Raw genomic sequence first — 14,320 nt, 5'->3', positions numbered from 1 at the left:
TGAACTGAAAATATAAAAAAAATAACTCCTGCTAGTCTGAGCAAATCATTTTTACTCATTTTTACTCACTTCTTTCGGTCGCTTTATTAAATATTCCTTTTATTTCGTTTATTGTCGAATCAATATCAGTTATTTCACCCTTTGCAATTGTTAAACTAAAATTATCGATAATGCTTCTAACAGCTCTGGCCATTATTTCGGGAGGGAATTTCCTAAAACTTTTGTCAACATCTTGGCCATATTGAAATATCTCAATCAATGGCATGAATATGTTTTTATTTTCATCCATAAAAGTCAATTTTCCATCTTCATTTCTTGCATTTAACATTATTTCAGTTACTGCCAATATTCCTTCTTTGTTTTCAGATGCAAATTTTAGGTTAGACTCAATGTATGATTCTAAAGTGCTTTTTGCATCCTTACTCAAGTCCATGTGCTCTCCCATATAAGTGGCTGCTTTTTCATAAAATTGGGTAATTAGTGTTTCTAATAACATCTGTTTTTGAGGAAAGTGGTAATTAACAACTCCTTTACTTATGTTTAATTCTTTAGCAATATTTCCTACCGAAAAATTAGCATAGCCATATTTAGAGATGAACTCCATCGATTTTTGAATGATTTTATCTTTTGTTTTTGTCATGAGATCATTATAGTACGTTCGTACTGTTTTATCAACTATGATGCAGGAATTCAGTGCCTATTTGAGAATTATCTTTTTAGTAAACGGAAAATAACATCAAAATCTAACTTCGCTAACTTTCCTTTAATAAATAGGGTCTTGAACATATTATTTCCGATAAGGTACATTATGGTAACTAAAAATGTATAGGGTATTCATCATCAAAATAGAAAAAAACCTGGCGTATGGGTTTTTTTTTAGTTACATAAAGCATTTTATTTTTGTGTTCATATATAATTAATTGCTAAATAAAATTTTTAGGAGATTATTTATATTGGAAAGTAAAACAGGCACAGTAAAATATTTTGATGATGACAAAGGTTTTGGATTTATTTCACCTGATAATGGTGGTGAAGACCTATTTGTTTATTTTAGTTCTATTCATAACGCCAACTCTTTAAAAGTAGGACAAAAAGTTTCTTATGTAGAATATATGGGTCAAAAAGAGCCACAAGCAGAATATGTAGTAGTGCTCTAATCGTATATTTTTTATAATAAAAAAGACATTCCTCTACTATTCTGATATGCTTTTTTTCTGTTTTTAGATAAATAACTTATACATAATACGTTTTATGTTAACTTCGCACACATAAGATCTATACTTACGAAACAGAAAAACTGCCATCGGGGAGGAGGCAGTTTTTCTGTTTTGGATGTTATACAATTTTGGCCGTAAAGAGATACTCCAGAGCGTACGAAGCATCTTGGATAGTTTGCTCGTGTTGTTCTGCATTATTCGTTTTATAAATAAAAGCAGCAAAAACTCCTGACTAACAATCAAGAGTTTTTGCTGAGATAAATGAATGTTGTTCTTTTCAGGTGATGCTTGAAACATCTAAAATAGGCGAGCTTATACTTTTATATTATAATTACCGTTAGATCTCATAGTTGTACCAAATTCAACGTAAGGCACTTTTCTATAGTTTTTTGGATAGTAATATTGTCGTTTGTATTTGGTAAGAAGGACGTGGAGTATGTAAGCAAAGAGGCTGGTGAAACATATAAAACCCACTCCAGAAGCAATTGTATTTATGAATAAGTCATCTACATTAAAGCTTCTGTATGTAAATCCTATAATTGAACAAATACAACTCTTCTTTCCTGCTATTATTAATAAGGTGGTAAGCATACATTCCTCACGATTTCCTTATTACCTAAGGGTTTCTTTTCTGATAATACCATGTATCTTTAATTTTAAATGTATGGCCCAATAAACGTAGAATTGATTTACATTAAGTACCCAAAATGGTGATGTATGATTGTGTTTGACAGATTTTTTTCAACCACACTGTAAACTCCTCAATCATGTTAATTAACTCACGAATGTACTTTTTTTTGTGACGATTAAACTGTTTGTACGTTTCCTCCACTTTATTAAAATCAATCCATTTCTTTAGTTTAATCATAGGAGGGTCGCTACCCAAAAAACATGCGAGTTCTTGCAGCTGATTACTGATACGTAGCCATGTTTCTGTTTTAATTTCTGTCACTTCCGTAGGTTGATACTGTGGCACATACTTGCAAATCGTGGTGTAGAAATAAGCAAAAGCTTCATCAGCAATATAGACCGAGTCTTTATTCCAATACTTTGCATTGTACTCACCTGGCTTTATTTCTACATAATAAGCATTTTCCACTTTCTCCACATTTGTTATCATTTCAAAAGGGGATTCCATAGCAGCACCTCTTTATTTAATAACGTTAGTATACCCTTTTTCACAAAAACCTCACACACTCGTTCCAACAACACATGTTAGGTTTCAGTTTATAATTGTATAGAGAAGAAAAACTTGAACTTATTAGCCCAAGCTCTTTTGTGCTCAAAATAAGTTTTATGTTAAATGGTTCTGTACATCTTACACACTCACAAGACAAAAGCTCCCTATTTCCGTAGGGAGCTTTTTGCTACAAGAATTATCACATAAGTTGATGCGTTGCGACATCTTTGGTAGTTTACTCTTAGAAAAGTGTTTCCATTCAGAAAATAAATTAATTTATGATCTTGATGTCCATTTCTATAAGCATTTCACTTCCCAACAGGAATAGGATTGTATCCATTCAAGTGAGCAAGATCTGTGTAGATAGAAAACGCTAGGAGACTGATACAAATAACTCCACCGATTAAGAAAAACAGATAATTGAAAAATAGTTTCATCTATAAGTCATTCCTTCCAACTAAAAAAGCACCTTCTCTTTAAGGTGCTTTTTTAGCTCTTATCATCAATACTTTACATTGTAATTTTGAAGCATTACTCATTCTTGAGTAGCTTGCTCTCTACAAGATATTTCTATTCAAAAATAGAAATATCTTTTTAAATCGTTAAAACAAAAAAACTCTCAGTTAAGGATATCCCAAGAGTTTTTTTGCTTATAACGAAATACTTTAAGTTATAACGTATAGAGACTTTATGCCATCATAAGTATCATGCTCAAGTATCAATGAAATTATGTAATAGAGGACTATAGTTACACATCGTATTGTTAAATGCCAATGTTTATATGAGTGTATTTATACCTTATGTAAGTTGAAGAACAGAAAAACTACTTTAACTAATTGTTTGATTAATTTTTTAAGGTAGTTTTTCTGCTTTACGCTCTTCAGTTTGAAACAGTGAGAATTACCAAATAGACGCTTCACAGCGTCTTTTCTAGTTCAAAGAATAAATGGTAGATGAACATAATATCTATACTTTTAGCTATTCTAATCTCTTTTCTATTAATTGATCTGTTGTTAAGAAAGTAAAAAAAGTGCTCGCAGTTTAAATAAAACTGCGAGCACTTTAGGAATTTAGAATGTTACTCTGCAAAAAAAAGAAAAAGTTAAAGTGTGATTTAGGTTATTTTCATAAGAAAATAGGTTAGCTATGCTAGTATATCATAATGAGATAAAGCTTGTAAGACAAATTGCAATGATTTTTATAGTTAAGTGTATATAAAATAACTTGAAAAGGGAGAATTTACCTCTTTTATATATTCATACTCCGTAGTATAGTTAGGGAAATTTGATTTGAAGGATTGAAATGATTGAAAGAAAAAGAACTTAAAGATGTTACTCAACACATCAATGATCTCTTTACTAAGTTAATTAATGGAATGATTACGGAAGGCGAGTTCATAGAACTGTCTGATGAACTTTATAAAAAGCAAACAAGATTGAGATATACAATTGAATTAGAAAAAGGGTTATATCATAGGAAATATTATTAATAAATATAAAAAAGCGACCTTGCCTCTCATGCTGTTGACTGGGAGAAAGGTTGCTTTTTATTTATCAATCATTTCTCCAATTAGTCTTTTGTAATATATTGGTCGTTGATACAAATGCAGAATACATTTATTGTTATATTAATGGAAAAATTAACATTAATGGTAAGAGGTGATGATGGATTGGATGGGTGGGTACAAGATACTTATAAAACAGAGGTTAATTACTGAAATAGAGGTTATGAGAGAGAGAATGATTGTTACAGCTTTAGAAGAAGGTATGGATAGTCATAATACGATTAGAATGAGTAAACTATTGGATCAACTGTTAAACGAATTAGATAAGTTGGATAAATAGACCTTAGCCTCTTACATAAAGTAAAAAGCAACCTCGGCATTGGCAAGCGAGGTTGCTTTTTTATAAGGGTTTGTTCATACGTATTCGAAGTATGAAGCATATATAGATTACCACGTTTCATAATGAGATACTATTTCTAATGTGTTTCTGCTTATAAATAAAAGTGTTCCTTTTAGACCCCTTACTTTATAAGAGGGGTTTTTTTTCGTGTGTTCCAGAAAAAACATTATGTTACCTTCTGTTGTATATATTTTCTTACTTTTGAGGAAATTAAAGCATCTAATTTTAGGCTAACTAGTTTCTTCTATTTATATCGTTTTTGCTAAGATACGGATTTAAGTTCTTCTGTTAAGCGAAAAAAAGCTTCTTTATCTTTATTTTTTAAGGACTGATCGATTTCTCCAAGAATTTTACTTTTTTTGAAGTTTTTCATCATTTGGTTTAGAAACAATTCAGCCAACATTTCATCACGTATATTATTCTCCACCGAACGTCAACCCCTTTATCTTTTTCTGTTTTGCCAACAGTATTCCCTTTCATACTCTTTTTAAGCAAGGTTAATAAAAGAAGCGAGACATATAGTTATATGTAATATACATGATTAAGGTCATATATTCCTTTGTTCCTAACAAAAAAATGTCACTATATAACGAGCAAAAGAGTAATCAGTGCTAAAATAGCCGGAAGTCCTTGTTTTATGATAATTGACTTGTTAGATGTAAAACCACCGTAAATGGCTGCTACTACCACACAAATTATGAAAAACAACTGAACCATATAGCCAACTGAATTGAATCCTAGTATGAGTCCCCAAACGAGTCCTGCGGCTAAAAATCCATTATATAATCCTTGATTTGCAAACATAATAGCTACATTTCGATCTCCTTCCAAGTGCTTAGGTAACTGGAATGCTCGCTTTGCTACCTTTGAACGTATAAAAAACATTTCAAGAATCATAATGAATAAATGTTCTAATGCTACAACTCCAACTAAAACTGCTGAAAATATTTCCATGTGTCATTTTCCCCATTGAAACTAGACTTTTGGTGGGCTCATGGTCTTGCATTATAGGCTGTACATGCACTAGGAAATATCTTCTTTTTCACCAGATATAACAATAAACCTTTGTCATCAAAAAATTTGTCTATATTAGAAATGGTCAAAAAAGAGACCCTATTGACATTCAGTTTTTCCTGAATTTAAAGTACGCATATCCACTTAGTGTGATAGCTACTATCACGATAGAACTAAGAGGAAATAGAATTGTATTAATAAAATGATCGTAAAACCAAGTATACAAAAAAGGCACCTCACATAATTTAAATTTATTTTTATCAATCCTAGCCTGTAATAAGTAGTTACGTTGTAAGCTTTTTATATCCAGAAGTTAATAAACAAATTTATTATGCTTTCTGATTCCTTCTATTTTTCAAGAGTGCAACAAGAAAAAGTAGCACAGGAATAATCGCTATGAAAGGAATTTGTATAAAAAACATCTCTATCCCTATGCCTTCATACAGATGCTCCTGAAAGTTACTAGAAATTGTAAGGGACATAAAAAGAACTATTATCCCAATAGGGTAAGAAAGCTGAGATGGTGATTTAATTTTAAATAAATTGGCTGTTCCTATCATAGCAGAATAGAATAAAATACTAATTTTAGAGAAGCCACCGATGACTAAAGCAAGCATAAAAAATACATCAAGCCGTTCTAAAAAATCTGCCACCTGAATGCTTTGTACAGTACTAAGAAGTGGGAATTGTGAGCGTGCAGTTAAATCGACTCCTAATACACTAATATTAATAAGCATGGTAATAGTTAGATTAATACCACTCAATCCCGTTGCACATAACATGGTCGCTTTTGCCTTCTTAGGATTGTTTAAGTAAGGTAAAATCATGGAAAATACAATTGCTTCACCAAAGGGGAAATACAAAGTTTGAACAAGAACAACTTTTAGCACTGGAAAAATCCCCTTTTCAAGTACTGGTTGTAAGTTTTTAAAGTCAATTAAACCTGAACATACAATTAGGAAAAATCCTGTGACAGCAAGTACATACATAAATATGAAAAATACTTCTCCTGATCTAGCTACTACTTCAATTCCTTTCCGAACAGTATAAATGATAACTAGAATGAGTAAAGCATTTGCAATAAACAGAGGCGTATCGGAGTAAGAAAATGTTAACAACATCTCTCCAAGGTCTCGTAAAACTCTTGCCATATTATATATGAAATAGAACATATAAAGAAAGGCTAATACGCTTCCTATAGTTTTTCCTAAAATTTTTTGCATATATTCTGTAGGCAAAAGGCTTGGATAATAAGAGTATAGTTTGCAGTAAATTAGAAACAGAATTAAACTACCCAACATTCCAAGTAGGATAGAAAGCCATGCATCCTGGTTTGCTTGTATTGCGACAGGTAGTAACAAAGAAGTTCCTAGTTCGAATAGAACCATTAAAATAAATAGCTGACTAGCACTAATCCTTGCTTTTTCCATCCAAGCTTCCTCCTATTCTGGACTGAAATTGTTTTTAACACGCTTCCTCCTATTTTTAAAGAAAGCTACAATAAGAAGCAAAGGAGGAATAATTGTAAGGAGAGGGATATGTACAACAAACATTGCAATCTTTAATCCTTCATGATTATGTTCTTGCGCATTACTTGCAATGGCAATAGATAAAAAAAGAATGATTAGCCCAAAAGGATAAGATAAACTCGAAGGTGATTTAACCTTAAATAAATTAGCTGCTCCTGTTACAGCTGCATAAAACAATAAGCAGATCTTGAAGAAGATAGTAATAATTAAAGCTAACATAAAAAACACATCAAGACGCTCTAAAAAGTCTGCAACTTGGATGGTCTGGACCGTACTAAGAAGTGGAAACTGTGAGCGTGCAGTCAAATTAACTCCCAGTACACAAACATTAATGAGCATCGTGATAATGAGATTAACCCCACTTAATGCAGTAGCACAAAACATTGTGAGCCTAGCTTTTTTGGGGTTGTTTAAATACGGCAAAATCATTGTAATTACAATGATTTCGGAAAATGGAAAATACAAAGTCTGAGTCATCACTACTTTCAAAACAGGAAATAAGCCGGCCTCCAAAATAGGTTGTAAATTTTTAAAATCAATTAATCCTGAGGATATAATTAGGATAAATCCTGCAATAGCAAGAAAGTACATAAAAATAAAAAGCAACTCTCCTGACCGTGCAATAACCTCAATTCCTTTTCTAACAGTATAAATAATGACGAGGATTAATAAAGCATTCGCAATAAATAAAGGCGTATCTGGATAAGCAAAGGCCAACAACATCTCACCAAAATCACGTAGAACCCTTGAGGCATCGTACATGAAGTAAAGGATATAGACAAATGCCAAGGCGAATCCTAAGGGTTTTCCTAAAATCTTTTGTACGTATTCGGTAAGCAAAAGATCAGGGTAATAGAGATACAGTCTATGATAGACTAACAATAGAACAAAGCTGAATATCATTCCTAGTAAAATGGCAAGCCAAGCGTCCTGTTTTGCATCAATTGCAAGAGGTACTAATAAAGCACTTCCAAGCTCGAATAGGACCATTAAGATAAAAAGCTGACTAGCGCTAATTTTTGCTTTTTCCATCTACTTGGCCTCCTTTTAAAATTCTTTTTATTAACAAATAATAAATTCTCTATAAAAGTAACAGTAGTCTAAAAATCCTTTTTTTTTAGTTAATTAAACATTTTTTCCCCTTTGCTGATTTCTGTTTTTAAGAAAAGCTACAAAAAGAAGAATAGGAGGAATTATGATAAAGAGAGGAATATGCAGAACAGTTTTAACTATATGTAACCCCTCATGAAGGTGTTCTTGAACATTGCTTGCAATGGTAATAGATAAAAGTAACACAATAATACCTAAAGGATATGAAAGCCTTGAAGGGGAGTTAATTTTGAATAAATTGGCTGTACCAATGGTAGATGCATAAAATAACACAGTAATTTTAATAAAAATGCCTATGATCATGCCAACCATGAAAAATACCTCAAGCCGTTCTAAAAAATTGGCTACTTGGATGCTTTCAATCGTACTAAGAAGTGGAAACTCGGAACGTTCGGTCAGGTTAACACCCAGTACACTCACATTGATAAGCATTGTAATAGCTAAATTGATTCCACTTAACCCCGTTGCACATAGCATTGTCACTTTTGCTTTTCTGGAATCATTTAAGTACGGTAAAATCATCGTAAATACCACGGCTTCAGTAAAAGGAAAATATAGAGTTTCAGATAATGCAACTTTTAATGGGCTTAACAAGCCTTCTTCCAAAATAGGTTGTAGATTTTTAATTTCAATTAAGCCAGAAGTTAAAATTAAGATAAATCCCGCAATTGCAAGGACATACATAAAAATAAAAAGTAGTTCTCCTGAACGAGCAATGACCTCAATTCCCTTTCTGACGGTATAAATGATGATAAGCATTAGTAGAGCGTTAGCAATGAATAAAGGTGTGTCTGGATAAGCAAAAGTTAACAGCATCTCACCAAAATCACGTAGAACTCTTGAGGCATCATACATAAAATAAAGAATGTAGATAAATGCAAGTACAGTACCTATCACCTTTCCTAAGATTTTTCGCATATATTCTGTAGGTAAGAGGGTGGGATAATAGGTGTAAAGCTTATGATAAACTAGAAATAAAGCAAGACTTCCAACCATTCCAAATAAGATTGCAAGCCAAGCATCCTGTTTTGCATCGATGGCAAGAGGTACTAGTAAAGCGCTCCCTAATTCAAATAGGACCATTAAAATAAAGAGCTGAATGGCGCTAATTTTCGATTTTTCCATTTAACTGGTACCTCCTTTTCTTTACTTTTGCTTTTCTTTTACTCCAGAAAGGAAAGATTTATTTCGCAAGCCAGCTCGACGTATGTAAGCTTCCACTGTAATATCCACTTCTAACTTTGGAAAGTACACATCATTCCATTCTTGTTTAAATTTCTTAAATTGATTTGGCCTAGTACGATGAATTACCTCTCCAAATCCTAAGATATCTGTTCTGTTTTTTTGGGCACGTTCAATAGCCATCTTTAGATCTTTTTCGATTTTTTTTCCGATAGATTGTTCCATTTTTTTAATAACCTTTGGATTTTTAATATCAACAGGTACCTCCATATCACCAATATCTCCTTCAACACGTGTATGAACGGAAATATGAGGTTGGCCATTCTTGACTTGGGCAGAGATGCTTGTTTTTTGTCTTACAGTTTGATAAGCAATAGCTTCTTTTTTTCCTTTCCAATCAATATTAATATCAGTTCCTTGAATTTTATCAAGAATCCATACGGTCCCTATTGCTGGTTTTCCATATAACCAATCGACTAGTTTTCCCTCTTTTAATACTGCAATCCCGGAAGCGCGAAGTGTTGCTTCTGGTGCACTTTCCTGAAGGTTATCTAGTTTTTGCGCCTGCTGAGGATTACCAACTAGACGAAATCCTGATACGACTGTTCCTCTTCCAGGAGATTCAAGGCTCTTCATCACTTCTTGAAGTGACGTCTTCACATTTTCTCCCCATTTTCTTTGTGTGAATTCTAAGGTTTTTAATATTTTATTTGCTGGAATTTTATCAACTGGAGTTAATGTTTTCACAACGTCAGCTGCGGAAGAATGATTGGCAATTACTAGTGTTGATGTATTCCGAAACTCTGGGTCTCGATCTAGGCCATCAATCAATGTATCGAGGCCTTCTTCTTTAGCTAGCTTTTCTCCAACTACAACCAAGTTCGTATGAGCATAATACAATCTCCGGGAAATCCTTCCTGAAGCTCGTCTACTTGCTTCGACTAAATTGTCTCCTGAAGCTGAATAGATAGTAATAGGAGGGCTTTGTGTACCTCCCCCTCCTCCTTGCATACCTCCTGCCACATTACCTGGGTTAATAATTTGGAGCGTTATGTGGTATCTTCCATCTTTTGTTTTATCGATTCCCATAGCTGCGACAATAGCAAGGTCTGTTAATTCTTTTTTACTCCAGCAGCTTGTAAGTATTAAAGTCATTGTCATGATCGTTAAAAGAAAAATACCTTTACGCTTCATCATTTTCACCCTCTTCAAAATCACGATTTACCATACCACGAGATGCAGGAGGACGTGGTTGTTGATTTGCAGCTTCTCGGACTGTGTTGGTAGTCACCAATCGTGGTCTTTGTCTCAACGTCCACCATGGTAACCTTAAAATAGTGTCACCGTTGTCTACCAGGGTAAAAGGGGCAAACGGGGACATGTAAGGAATTCCAAATGATCTTAGACTGCATAAATGGACAACCATCATTAAAAGACATAAAATAATGCCATAGAAACCAAATGTTGCTGCACCAATCATAAATAAAAAACGAATTAAGCGAGCTGAAATGGCCATATTAAAAGAAGGTGTAGCAAAACTTGCAATGGCTGTAATCGATACAATAATGACCATTGCGGGGGACACAATACTTGCTTGAACAGCTGCTTGACCAATTACGAGAGCTCCAACAATCGAGACGGCTGAACCAATGGCTTTTGGCAAACGTATACCTGCTTCTCGTAAAATCTCAAAGGTTAATTCCATTAGTAAAGCTTCTACGAAGGCTGGAAAGGGAACGGCCTCTCTTTGTGCTGCGATTGCGACAATAAGAGTTGTTGGTACCATTTCTTGATGAAAAGTTGTAACTGCCACGTATGTAGCTGGCGCAATTAGCGAAATCATAAACATCAAAATACGCAAAAGACGAATAGAAGTCGCAATATCAAAACGCGCATAATAATCTTCAGCCGATTGGAAAAACTGTATAAACACAGCTGGTGCAATAAGTACAAAAGGGGTTCCATCCACAAATATAGCAATGCGTCCTTCCAACAGATTTCCTGCTACAACGTCAGGTCTTTCCGTGTTGTATACAGTTGGAAAAGGAGTAGCTGTTTGATCCTCTATCAGTTGTTCAATATAACCTGACTCCAAGATGCTATCAATGTCAATTCGTTCTAATCGCTCACGAACTTCATTAACAACTTTATTATTGGCAATGCCATGTATGTACATGAACGTTACATCTGTCTTTGTTACACGTCCAACTTTTATAGATTCCATCCATAAATCGGGAGTCTTAATGATGCGACGTACCATAGCTGTATTTGTTCCCAGGGACTCTGTAAACGCTCCTTTTGGTCCTCGCACAACCATCTCGGTAGTAGATTCCGCAATAGAACGTTTCTCACCGCCTGCTGTACTAGCACTTAACGCTTGTTCCACCCCATCCACTAAGATAAGAGTATCTCCTGCCATTAAAGATCCAAATAAATCATCAAAATTAGTGATGGGAGATATGTTTCCAATCGTCATTATATCTTTAGAAAACAAATCTATCACATTGTATCGATTTATTTCGTTCTTATTATTATCTTTCATGATAGATTGCAACATGTACTCTTGAATCGATTGATTGTCTACAATTCCTTCTATATAGACAATTGCCGTTCTCATGTCATAATTTTCTCCTATTTTTATCTCTCGAGTAACGACATCTGAACTATTTCCAGTTTTTTGTTTGATTATGTTGAGATTGTCTGACAAAGAGATTTGTATCAATTCTTCTTGATGATTAGTATCTTGGTTCTCTTTATCCTGTGTTCGTTTCTTTTTTTGTTTACGATCTTTAAAAAACGAAGGCATAGATTTAAACACCCTTCTTTTAGTTTTTATTACTTTAACCATATAAGCTGTTTTTATGTAGAAATTAACAATAAATATTTACGTATCATTATGGAAAAAAGAGAAGACCCTATTAAATGGAGCGTGATAAATATGAAGATTTTAGGTATTAGTCTTTTAATGATGGGATGTTTAATTGGCTTTTCTTTAAGTATCGATATCATTCAAGGGAATGATTTCTCCCAAGCCTTGTATAAAGCCATTAATCCTTTTAGAGTGATGGAAGTCAGTGAATTATTTGTGCTTTTTCTTCTTCTTTCTCTTTTTGTTGCTGAATCTTTATATCTCTATATAAAGAAAAAAACCAAAGCCACTAATCAATCGTAATAGTTACGCATTATTATTTTTAACCTACGAAATGAACAGACTAATAAACTGATTTAAATTAGTTATCTAATGATCTTTTTATAGATAATGATTTTAAAGGTTTTTGGTATATAGTTGTCATTTGATTCTGTATCCAGTGTTTTACATTGTTCATTCTAGAATCAAAAGCCATTTGAAATAGACCCGTTAACTGAAACTCTGTGAAATCATTTCTTTTTAATTGAATAAAAGCCTCCTCATATGAAGAAAAATAGAGTTGTTTAAACAGAAAGTGTTCCATAGCTTCTCTAATATATTCTTCATTTTTCCAACAATTCATAGGAACGTGAGCAAATTGCCAAGGCCTAAAAGCACCAGGATAAATTGCTTCAACTATTTGAAAAGGAGAGTACCCTAAAAGAGTAAAGGCACCTCCTAAACCATGCTGTTTAAAAAAGTGAAAATTAACCTTAAAGGGTATTTCTTTCATAGAGAGTTCTAGCTTCTCCTCTATTACGTATTTTACTGCTTCAATAGCTCTTTGGTTCCCTTCTTCTCCATGCCAATAATTATCAGGAGCTTGTTGGAATTGCCATGGTTTAAATTGTCCGGGATAGGCATTATCGATAACTTCATAATAGTTCCATCCATATAGTGTTGCCGGTGGTCTTAGACGGTGTGACCACAATGTATTTGCACCTACCTGAAAAGGGATTTCATCAATGGGAATGGTTAGGTGCTTTTCAAGCAAATAGCACGTGATATAACGCATGTATTTTTTCCCCTCATTACCTACAAAGAAATAATTTGGGAATCTTTTTCTCCTTTTTGCTAGAACATCTTGATAAATTTCAATGACCTGTTCTTCATGCACTATCAAAAGCCCCTTTTGAAAAGTAATTTTTATTATTATGCATAATAATTCCATTTATATACAAATCGAGTTAAGTAATCACAAACTACATATCAAAAAGAAAAAACCACTGATAAAGGGGTCAGTAGCGTTCTCTTTAAAATATAGTAGTAGAAGATTGGTTATATAATGCCTCAAGGTGTATTAGGTATTTTGCTCATGGACAAGTATTTTGATTCAAAGAACAGGCTTATAATATGTGTATATAAGCGCTTTTTACTTCTCAACAGAAATAAGATTGGATCCATTAGGATTTCATTTGAATTAACCTTCCTTATAATTGGACCATCTATTCTTAGGAAAAGACAAAAAGCCCCTCTTTTGCTTATGATAGAATCATTACATCCCAAGGATTTTTATAACAGGTATTTCAAAATAATTGAAGAATGGGTGATAGCGATGGCAACAATCGATGACTTTTCAAAGTTAGATATCCGTGTTGGTACGGTAGTAAAAGCCGAGCCGTTTCCAGAAGCCAGGAAGCCAGTAATAAAACTAGAAATAGACTTTGGTGAGCTTGGAGTAAAATGTTCCTCAGATTACAAAACGCTATAAACCAGCACAACTGGTTGGATCTCAAGTAATTGCTGTGGTGAATTTTCCTCCTATGCGCATCGTAGGTTTTAAGTCTGAGGTACTAGTCATGGATGGGGTTTCAGAAGAAGGAGATGTGGTGCTATTAAAGCCTAGTGAGTTTATTAAAAACGGCACACCCATTGCTTAATCATGTTGCCATGTCTAGGTCTTTCAAAATAGATATTGACATATACATGAAAGTATAAAGTATTTTGCTAAATTAATTAGTTTTATTGTTTACTCCATAAAAAAAGAAATTGTTTTGTTATTCCAACAATACATATAAATTATACTAGTTTATAATTCATGATTTATATCTAAAAAGGATAACATCTTTTAAATAAGTTTAATTTTAAGTTATTAATGAAAGTAATGATTAACGTATTTTATAAAAAATAGCGTTAACTATTACACACCTTGTAGAAAAAGATCATATTTGTCGTCATCTAGAGTAAATAGTAAAACTATAATTTTTATAAGTAAGTTTATCTATTTACTCTTTTAAACAATATAAAATTGATATTTAATTAGCTTAATAATAACT

14 protein-coding genes and 1 pseudogene are annotated in these 14,320 nt (G+C 33.2%); 5 read left to right on the top strand and 10 right to left on the bottom strand.

The genetic code is table 11. The features are described 5' to 3' along the window. Positions 1-61: 61 nt before the first annotated feature. Entirely contained in the window at positions 62-640 is a 579-nt protein-coding gene (locus ACNHOZ_RS25585; RefSeq protein ID WP_447697346.1) for a TetR/AcrR family transcriptional regulator, read from the bottom strand. Between the two features lie 313 nt (positions 641-953). On the opposite strand from ACNHOZ_RS25585, the gene ACNHOZ_RS25580 reads away from it, so the two are divergent. After that, complete coding sequence (locus ACNHOZ_RS25580) at positions 954-1,157, top strand: cold-shock protein (RefSeq protein WP_447697345.1); 204 nt, start codon at positions 954-956, stop codon at positions 1,155-1,157. Positions 1,158-1,911: 754 nt separating this feature from the next. Here ACNHOZ_RS25580 and ACNHOZ_RS25575 read toward each other — a convergent pair. Further along, positions 1,912-2,355, bottom strand: a complete 444-nt coding sequence (locus tag ACNHOZ_RS25575) for a hypothetical protein (RefSeq protein ID WP_447697344.1) — start codon at positions 2,353-2,355, stop codon at positions 1,912-1,914. 1,348 nt (positions 2,356-3,703) lie between these two features. On the opposite strand from ACNHOZ_RS25575, the gene ACNHOZ_RS25570 reads away from it, so the two are divergent. Together ACNHOZ_RS25570 and ACNHOZ_RS25565 are read left to right on the top strand one after the other, a co-directional pair. Beyond that, positions 3,704-3,886, top strand: a complete 183-nt coding sequence (locus ACNHOZ_RS25570) for a hypothetical protein (RefSeq protein ID WP_098113480.1) — start codon at positions 3,704-3,706, stop codon at positions 3,884-3,886. Positions 3,887-4,061: 175 nt separating this feature from the next. After that, positions 4,062-4,241, top strand: a complete 180-nt coding sequence (locus ACNHOZ_RS25565) for an aspartyl-phosphate phosphatase Spo0E family protein (RefSeq protein ID WP_202188196.1) — start codon at positions 4,062-4,064, stop codon at positions 4,239-4,241. 322 nt (positions 4,242-4,563) lie between these two features. Here the strand turns inward: ACNHOZ_RS25565 and ACNHOZ_RS25560 are convergent, their stop codons facing one another. From ACNHOZ_RS25560 to ACNHOZ_RS25530, 7 genes are all read right to left on the bottom strand, one after another. Continuing rightward, the gene (locus tag ACNHOZ_RS25560) at positions 4,564-4,728 is read right to left on the bottom strand and encodes an IDEAL domain-containing protein (RefSeq protein WP_306460857.1); all 165 of its coding nucleotides are present in this window, start codon (positions 4,726-4,728) and stop codon (positions 4,564-4,566) included. Between the two features lie 155 nt (positions 4,729-4,883). Beyond that, positions 4,884-5,255 (bottom strand): DUF1304 domain-containing protein, encoded by a 372-nt coding sequence (locus tag ACNHOZ_RS25555; protein ID WP_098113481.1) that lies wholly within the window; start codon positions 5,253-5,255, stop codon positions 4,884-4,886. Between the two features lie 389 nt (positions 5,256-5,644). Further along, positions 5,645-6,745, bottom strand: coding sequence for a GerAB/ArcD/ProY family transporter (locus ACNHOZ_RS25550; RefSeq protein ID WP_098113482.1), 1,101 nt, complete (start codon positions 6,743-6,745; stop codon positions 5,645-5,647). Positions 6,746-6,757: 12 nt separating this feature from the next. Further along, positions 6,758-7,876: a GerAB/ArcD/ProY family transporter gene (locus tag ACNHOZ_RS25545; protein ID WP_098113483.1), complete on the bottom strand. Its 1,119-nt coding sequence runs from the start codon at positions 7,874-7,876 to the stop codon at positions 6,758-6,760. Between the two features lie 93 nt (positions 7,877-7,969). Then, on the bottom strand, positions 7,970-9,079 hold the full coding sequence (locus ACNHOZ_RS25540) for a GerAB/ArcD/ProY family transporter (protein WP_098113484.1): 1,110 nt from the start codon (positions 9,077-9,079) through the stop codon (positions 7,970-7,972). Between the two features lie 21 nt (positions 9,080-9,100). Next, the gene (locus ACNHOZ_RS25535; RefSeq protein ID WP_447697374.1) at positions 9,101-10,330 is read right to left on the bottom strand and encodes a Ger(x)C family spore germination protein; all 1,230 of its coding nucleotides are present in this window, start codon (positions 10,328-10,330) and stop codon (positions 9,101-9,103) included. Continuing rightward, complete coding sequence (locus ACNHOZ_RS25530) at positions 10,320-11,942, bottom strand: spore germination protein (protein WP_447697343.1); 1,623 nt, start codon at positions 11,940-11,942, stop codon at positions 10,320-10,322. Before ACNHOZ_RS25530 ends, ACNHOZ_RS25535 begins: the two co-directional genes overlap by 11 nt. A 132-nt stretch (positions 11,943-12,074) precedes the next feature. Between ACNHOZ_RS25530 and ACNHOZ_RS25525 the strand changes: the two genes are divergently transcribed. After that, on the top strand, positions 12,075-12,308 hold the full coding sequence (locus tag ACNHOZ_RS25525; RefSeq protein WP_447697342.1) for a hypothetical protein: 234 nt from the start codon (positions 12,075-12,077) through the stop codon (positions 12,306-12,308). A 58-nt stretch (positions 12,309-12,366) separates the two neighbouring features. Here ACNHOZ_RS25525 and ACNHOZ_RS25520 read toward each other — a convergent pair whose 3' ends face one another. After that, entirely contained in the window at positions 12,367-13,161 is a 795-nt protein-coding gene (locus tag ACNHOZ_RS25520) for a hypothetical protein (protein WP_098113487.1), read from the bottom strand. Between the two features lie 438 nt (positions 13,162-13,599). Between ACNHOZ_RS25520 and ACNHOZ_RS25515 the strand changes: the two are divergent. Next, positions 13,600-13,924: pseudogene (locus ACNHOZ_RS25515) on the top strand (tRNA-binding protein). Positions 13,925-14,320 lie beyond the last annotated feature (396 nt).

This window comes from Priestia sp. D51, assembly GCF_053345675.1.
Note: the sequence above shows the minus strand (reverse complement) of the source record. Positions and strands in the feature narration are given on the sequence as shown.

Bases quoted from the DNA above. Each gene is read 5' to 3' on its own strand.
- ACNHOZ_RS25535 (WP_447697374.1), bottom strand. From the start codon at position 10,330: ATGAAGCGTAAAGGTATTTTTCTTTTAACGATCATGACAATGACTTTA.
- ACNHOZ_RS25585 (WP_447697346.1), bottom strand. From the start codon at position 640: ATGACAAAAACAAAAGATAAAATCATTCAAAAATCGATGGAGTTCATC.
- ACNHOZ_RS25575 (WP_447697344.1), bottom strand. From the start codon at position 2,355: ATGGAATCCCCTTTTGAAATGATAACAAATGTGGAGAAAGTGGAAAAT.
- ACNHOZ_RS25525 (WP_447697342.1), top strand. From the start codon at position 12,075: ATGAAGATTTTAGGTATTAGTCTTTTAATGATGGGATGTTTAATTGGC.
- ACNHOZ_RS25550 (WP_098113482.1), bottom strand. From the start codon at position 6,745: ATGGAAAAAGCAAGGATTAGTGCTAGTCAGCTATTTATTTTAATGGTT.
- ACNHOZ_RS25565 (WP_202188196.1), top strand. From the start codon at position 4,062: ATGGATTGGATGGGTGGGTACAAGATACTTATAAAACAGAGGTTAATT.
- ACNHOZ_RS25530 (WP_447697343.1), bottom strand. From the start codon at position 11,942: ATGCCTTCGTTTTTTAAAGATCGTAAACAAAAAAAGAAACGAACACAG.
- ACNHOZ_RS25555 (WP_098113481.1), bottom strand. From the start codon at position 5,255: ATGGAAATATTTTCAGCAGTTTTAGTTGGAGTTGTAGCATTAGAACAT.
- ACNHOZ_RS25540 (WP_098113484.1), bottom strand. From the start codon at position 9,079: ATGGAAAAATCGAAAATTAGCGCCATTCAGCTCTTTATTTTAATGGTC.
- ACNHOZ_RS25545 (WP_098113483.1), bottom strand. From the start codon at position 7,876: ATGGAAAAAGCAAAAATTAGCGCTAGTCAGCTTTTTATCTTAATGGTC.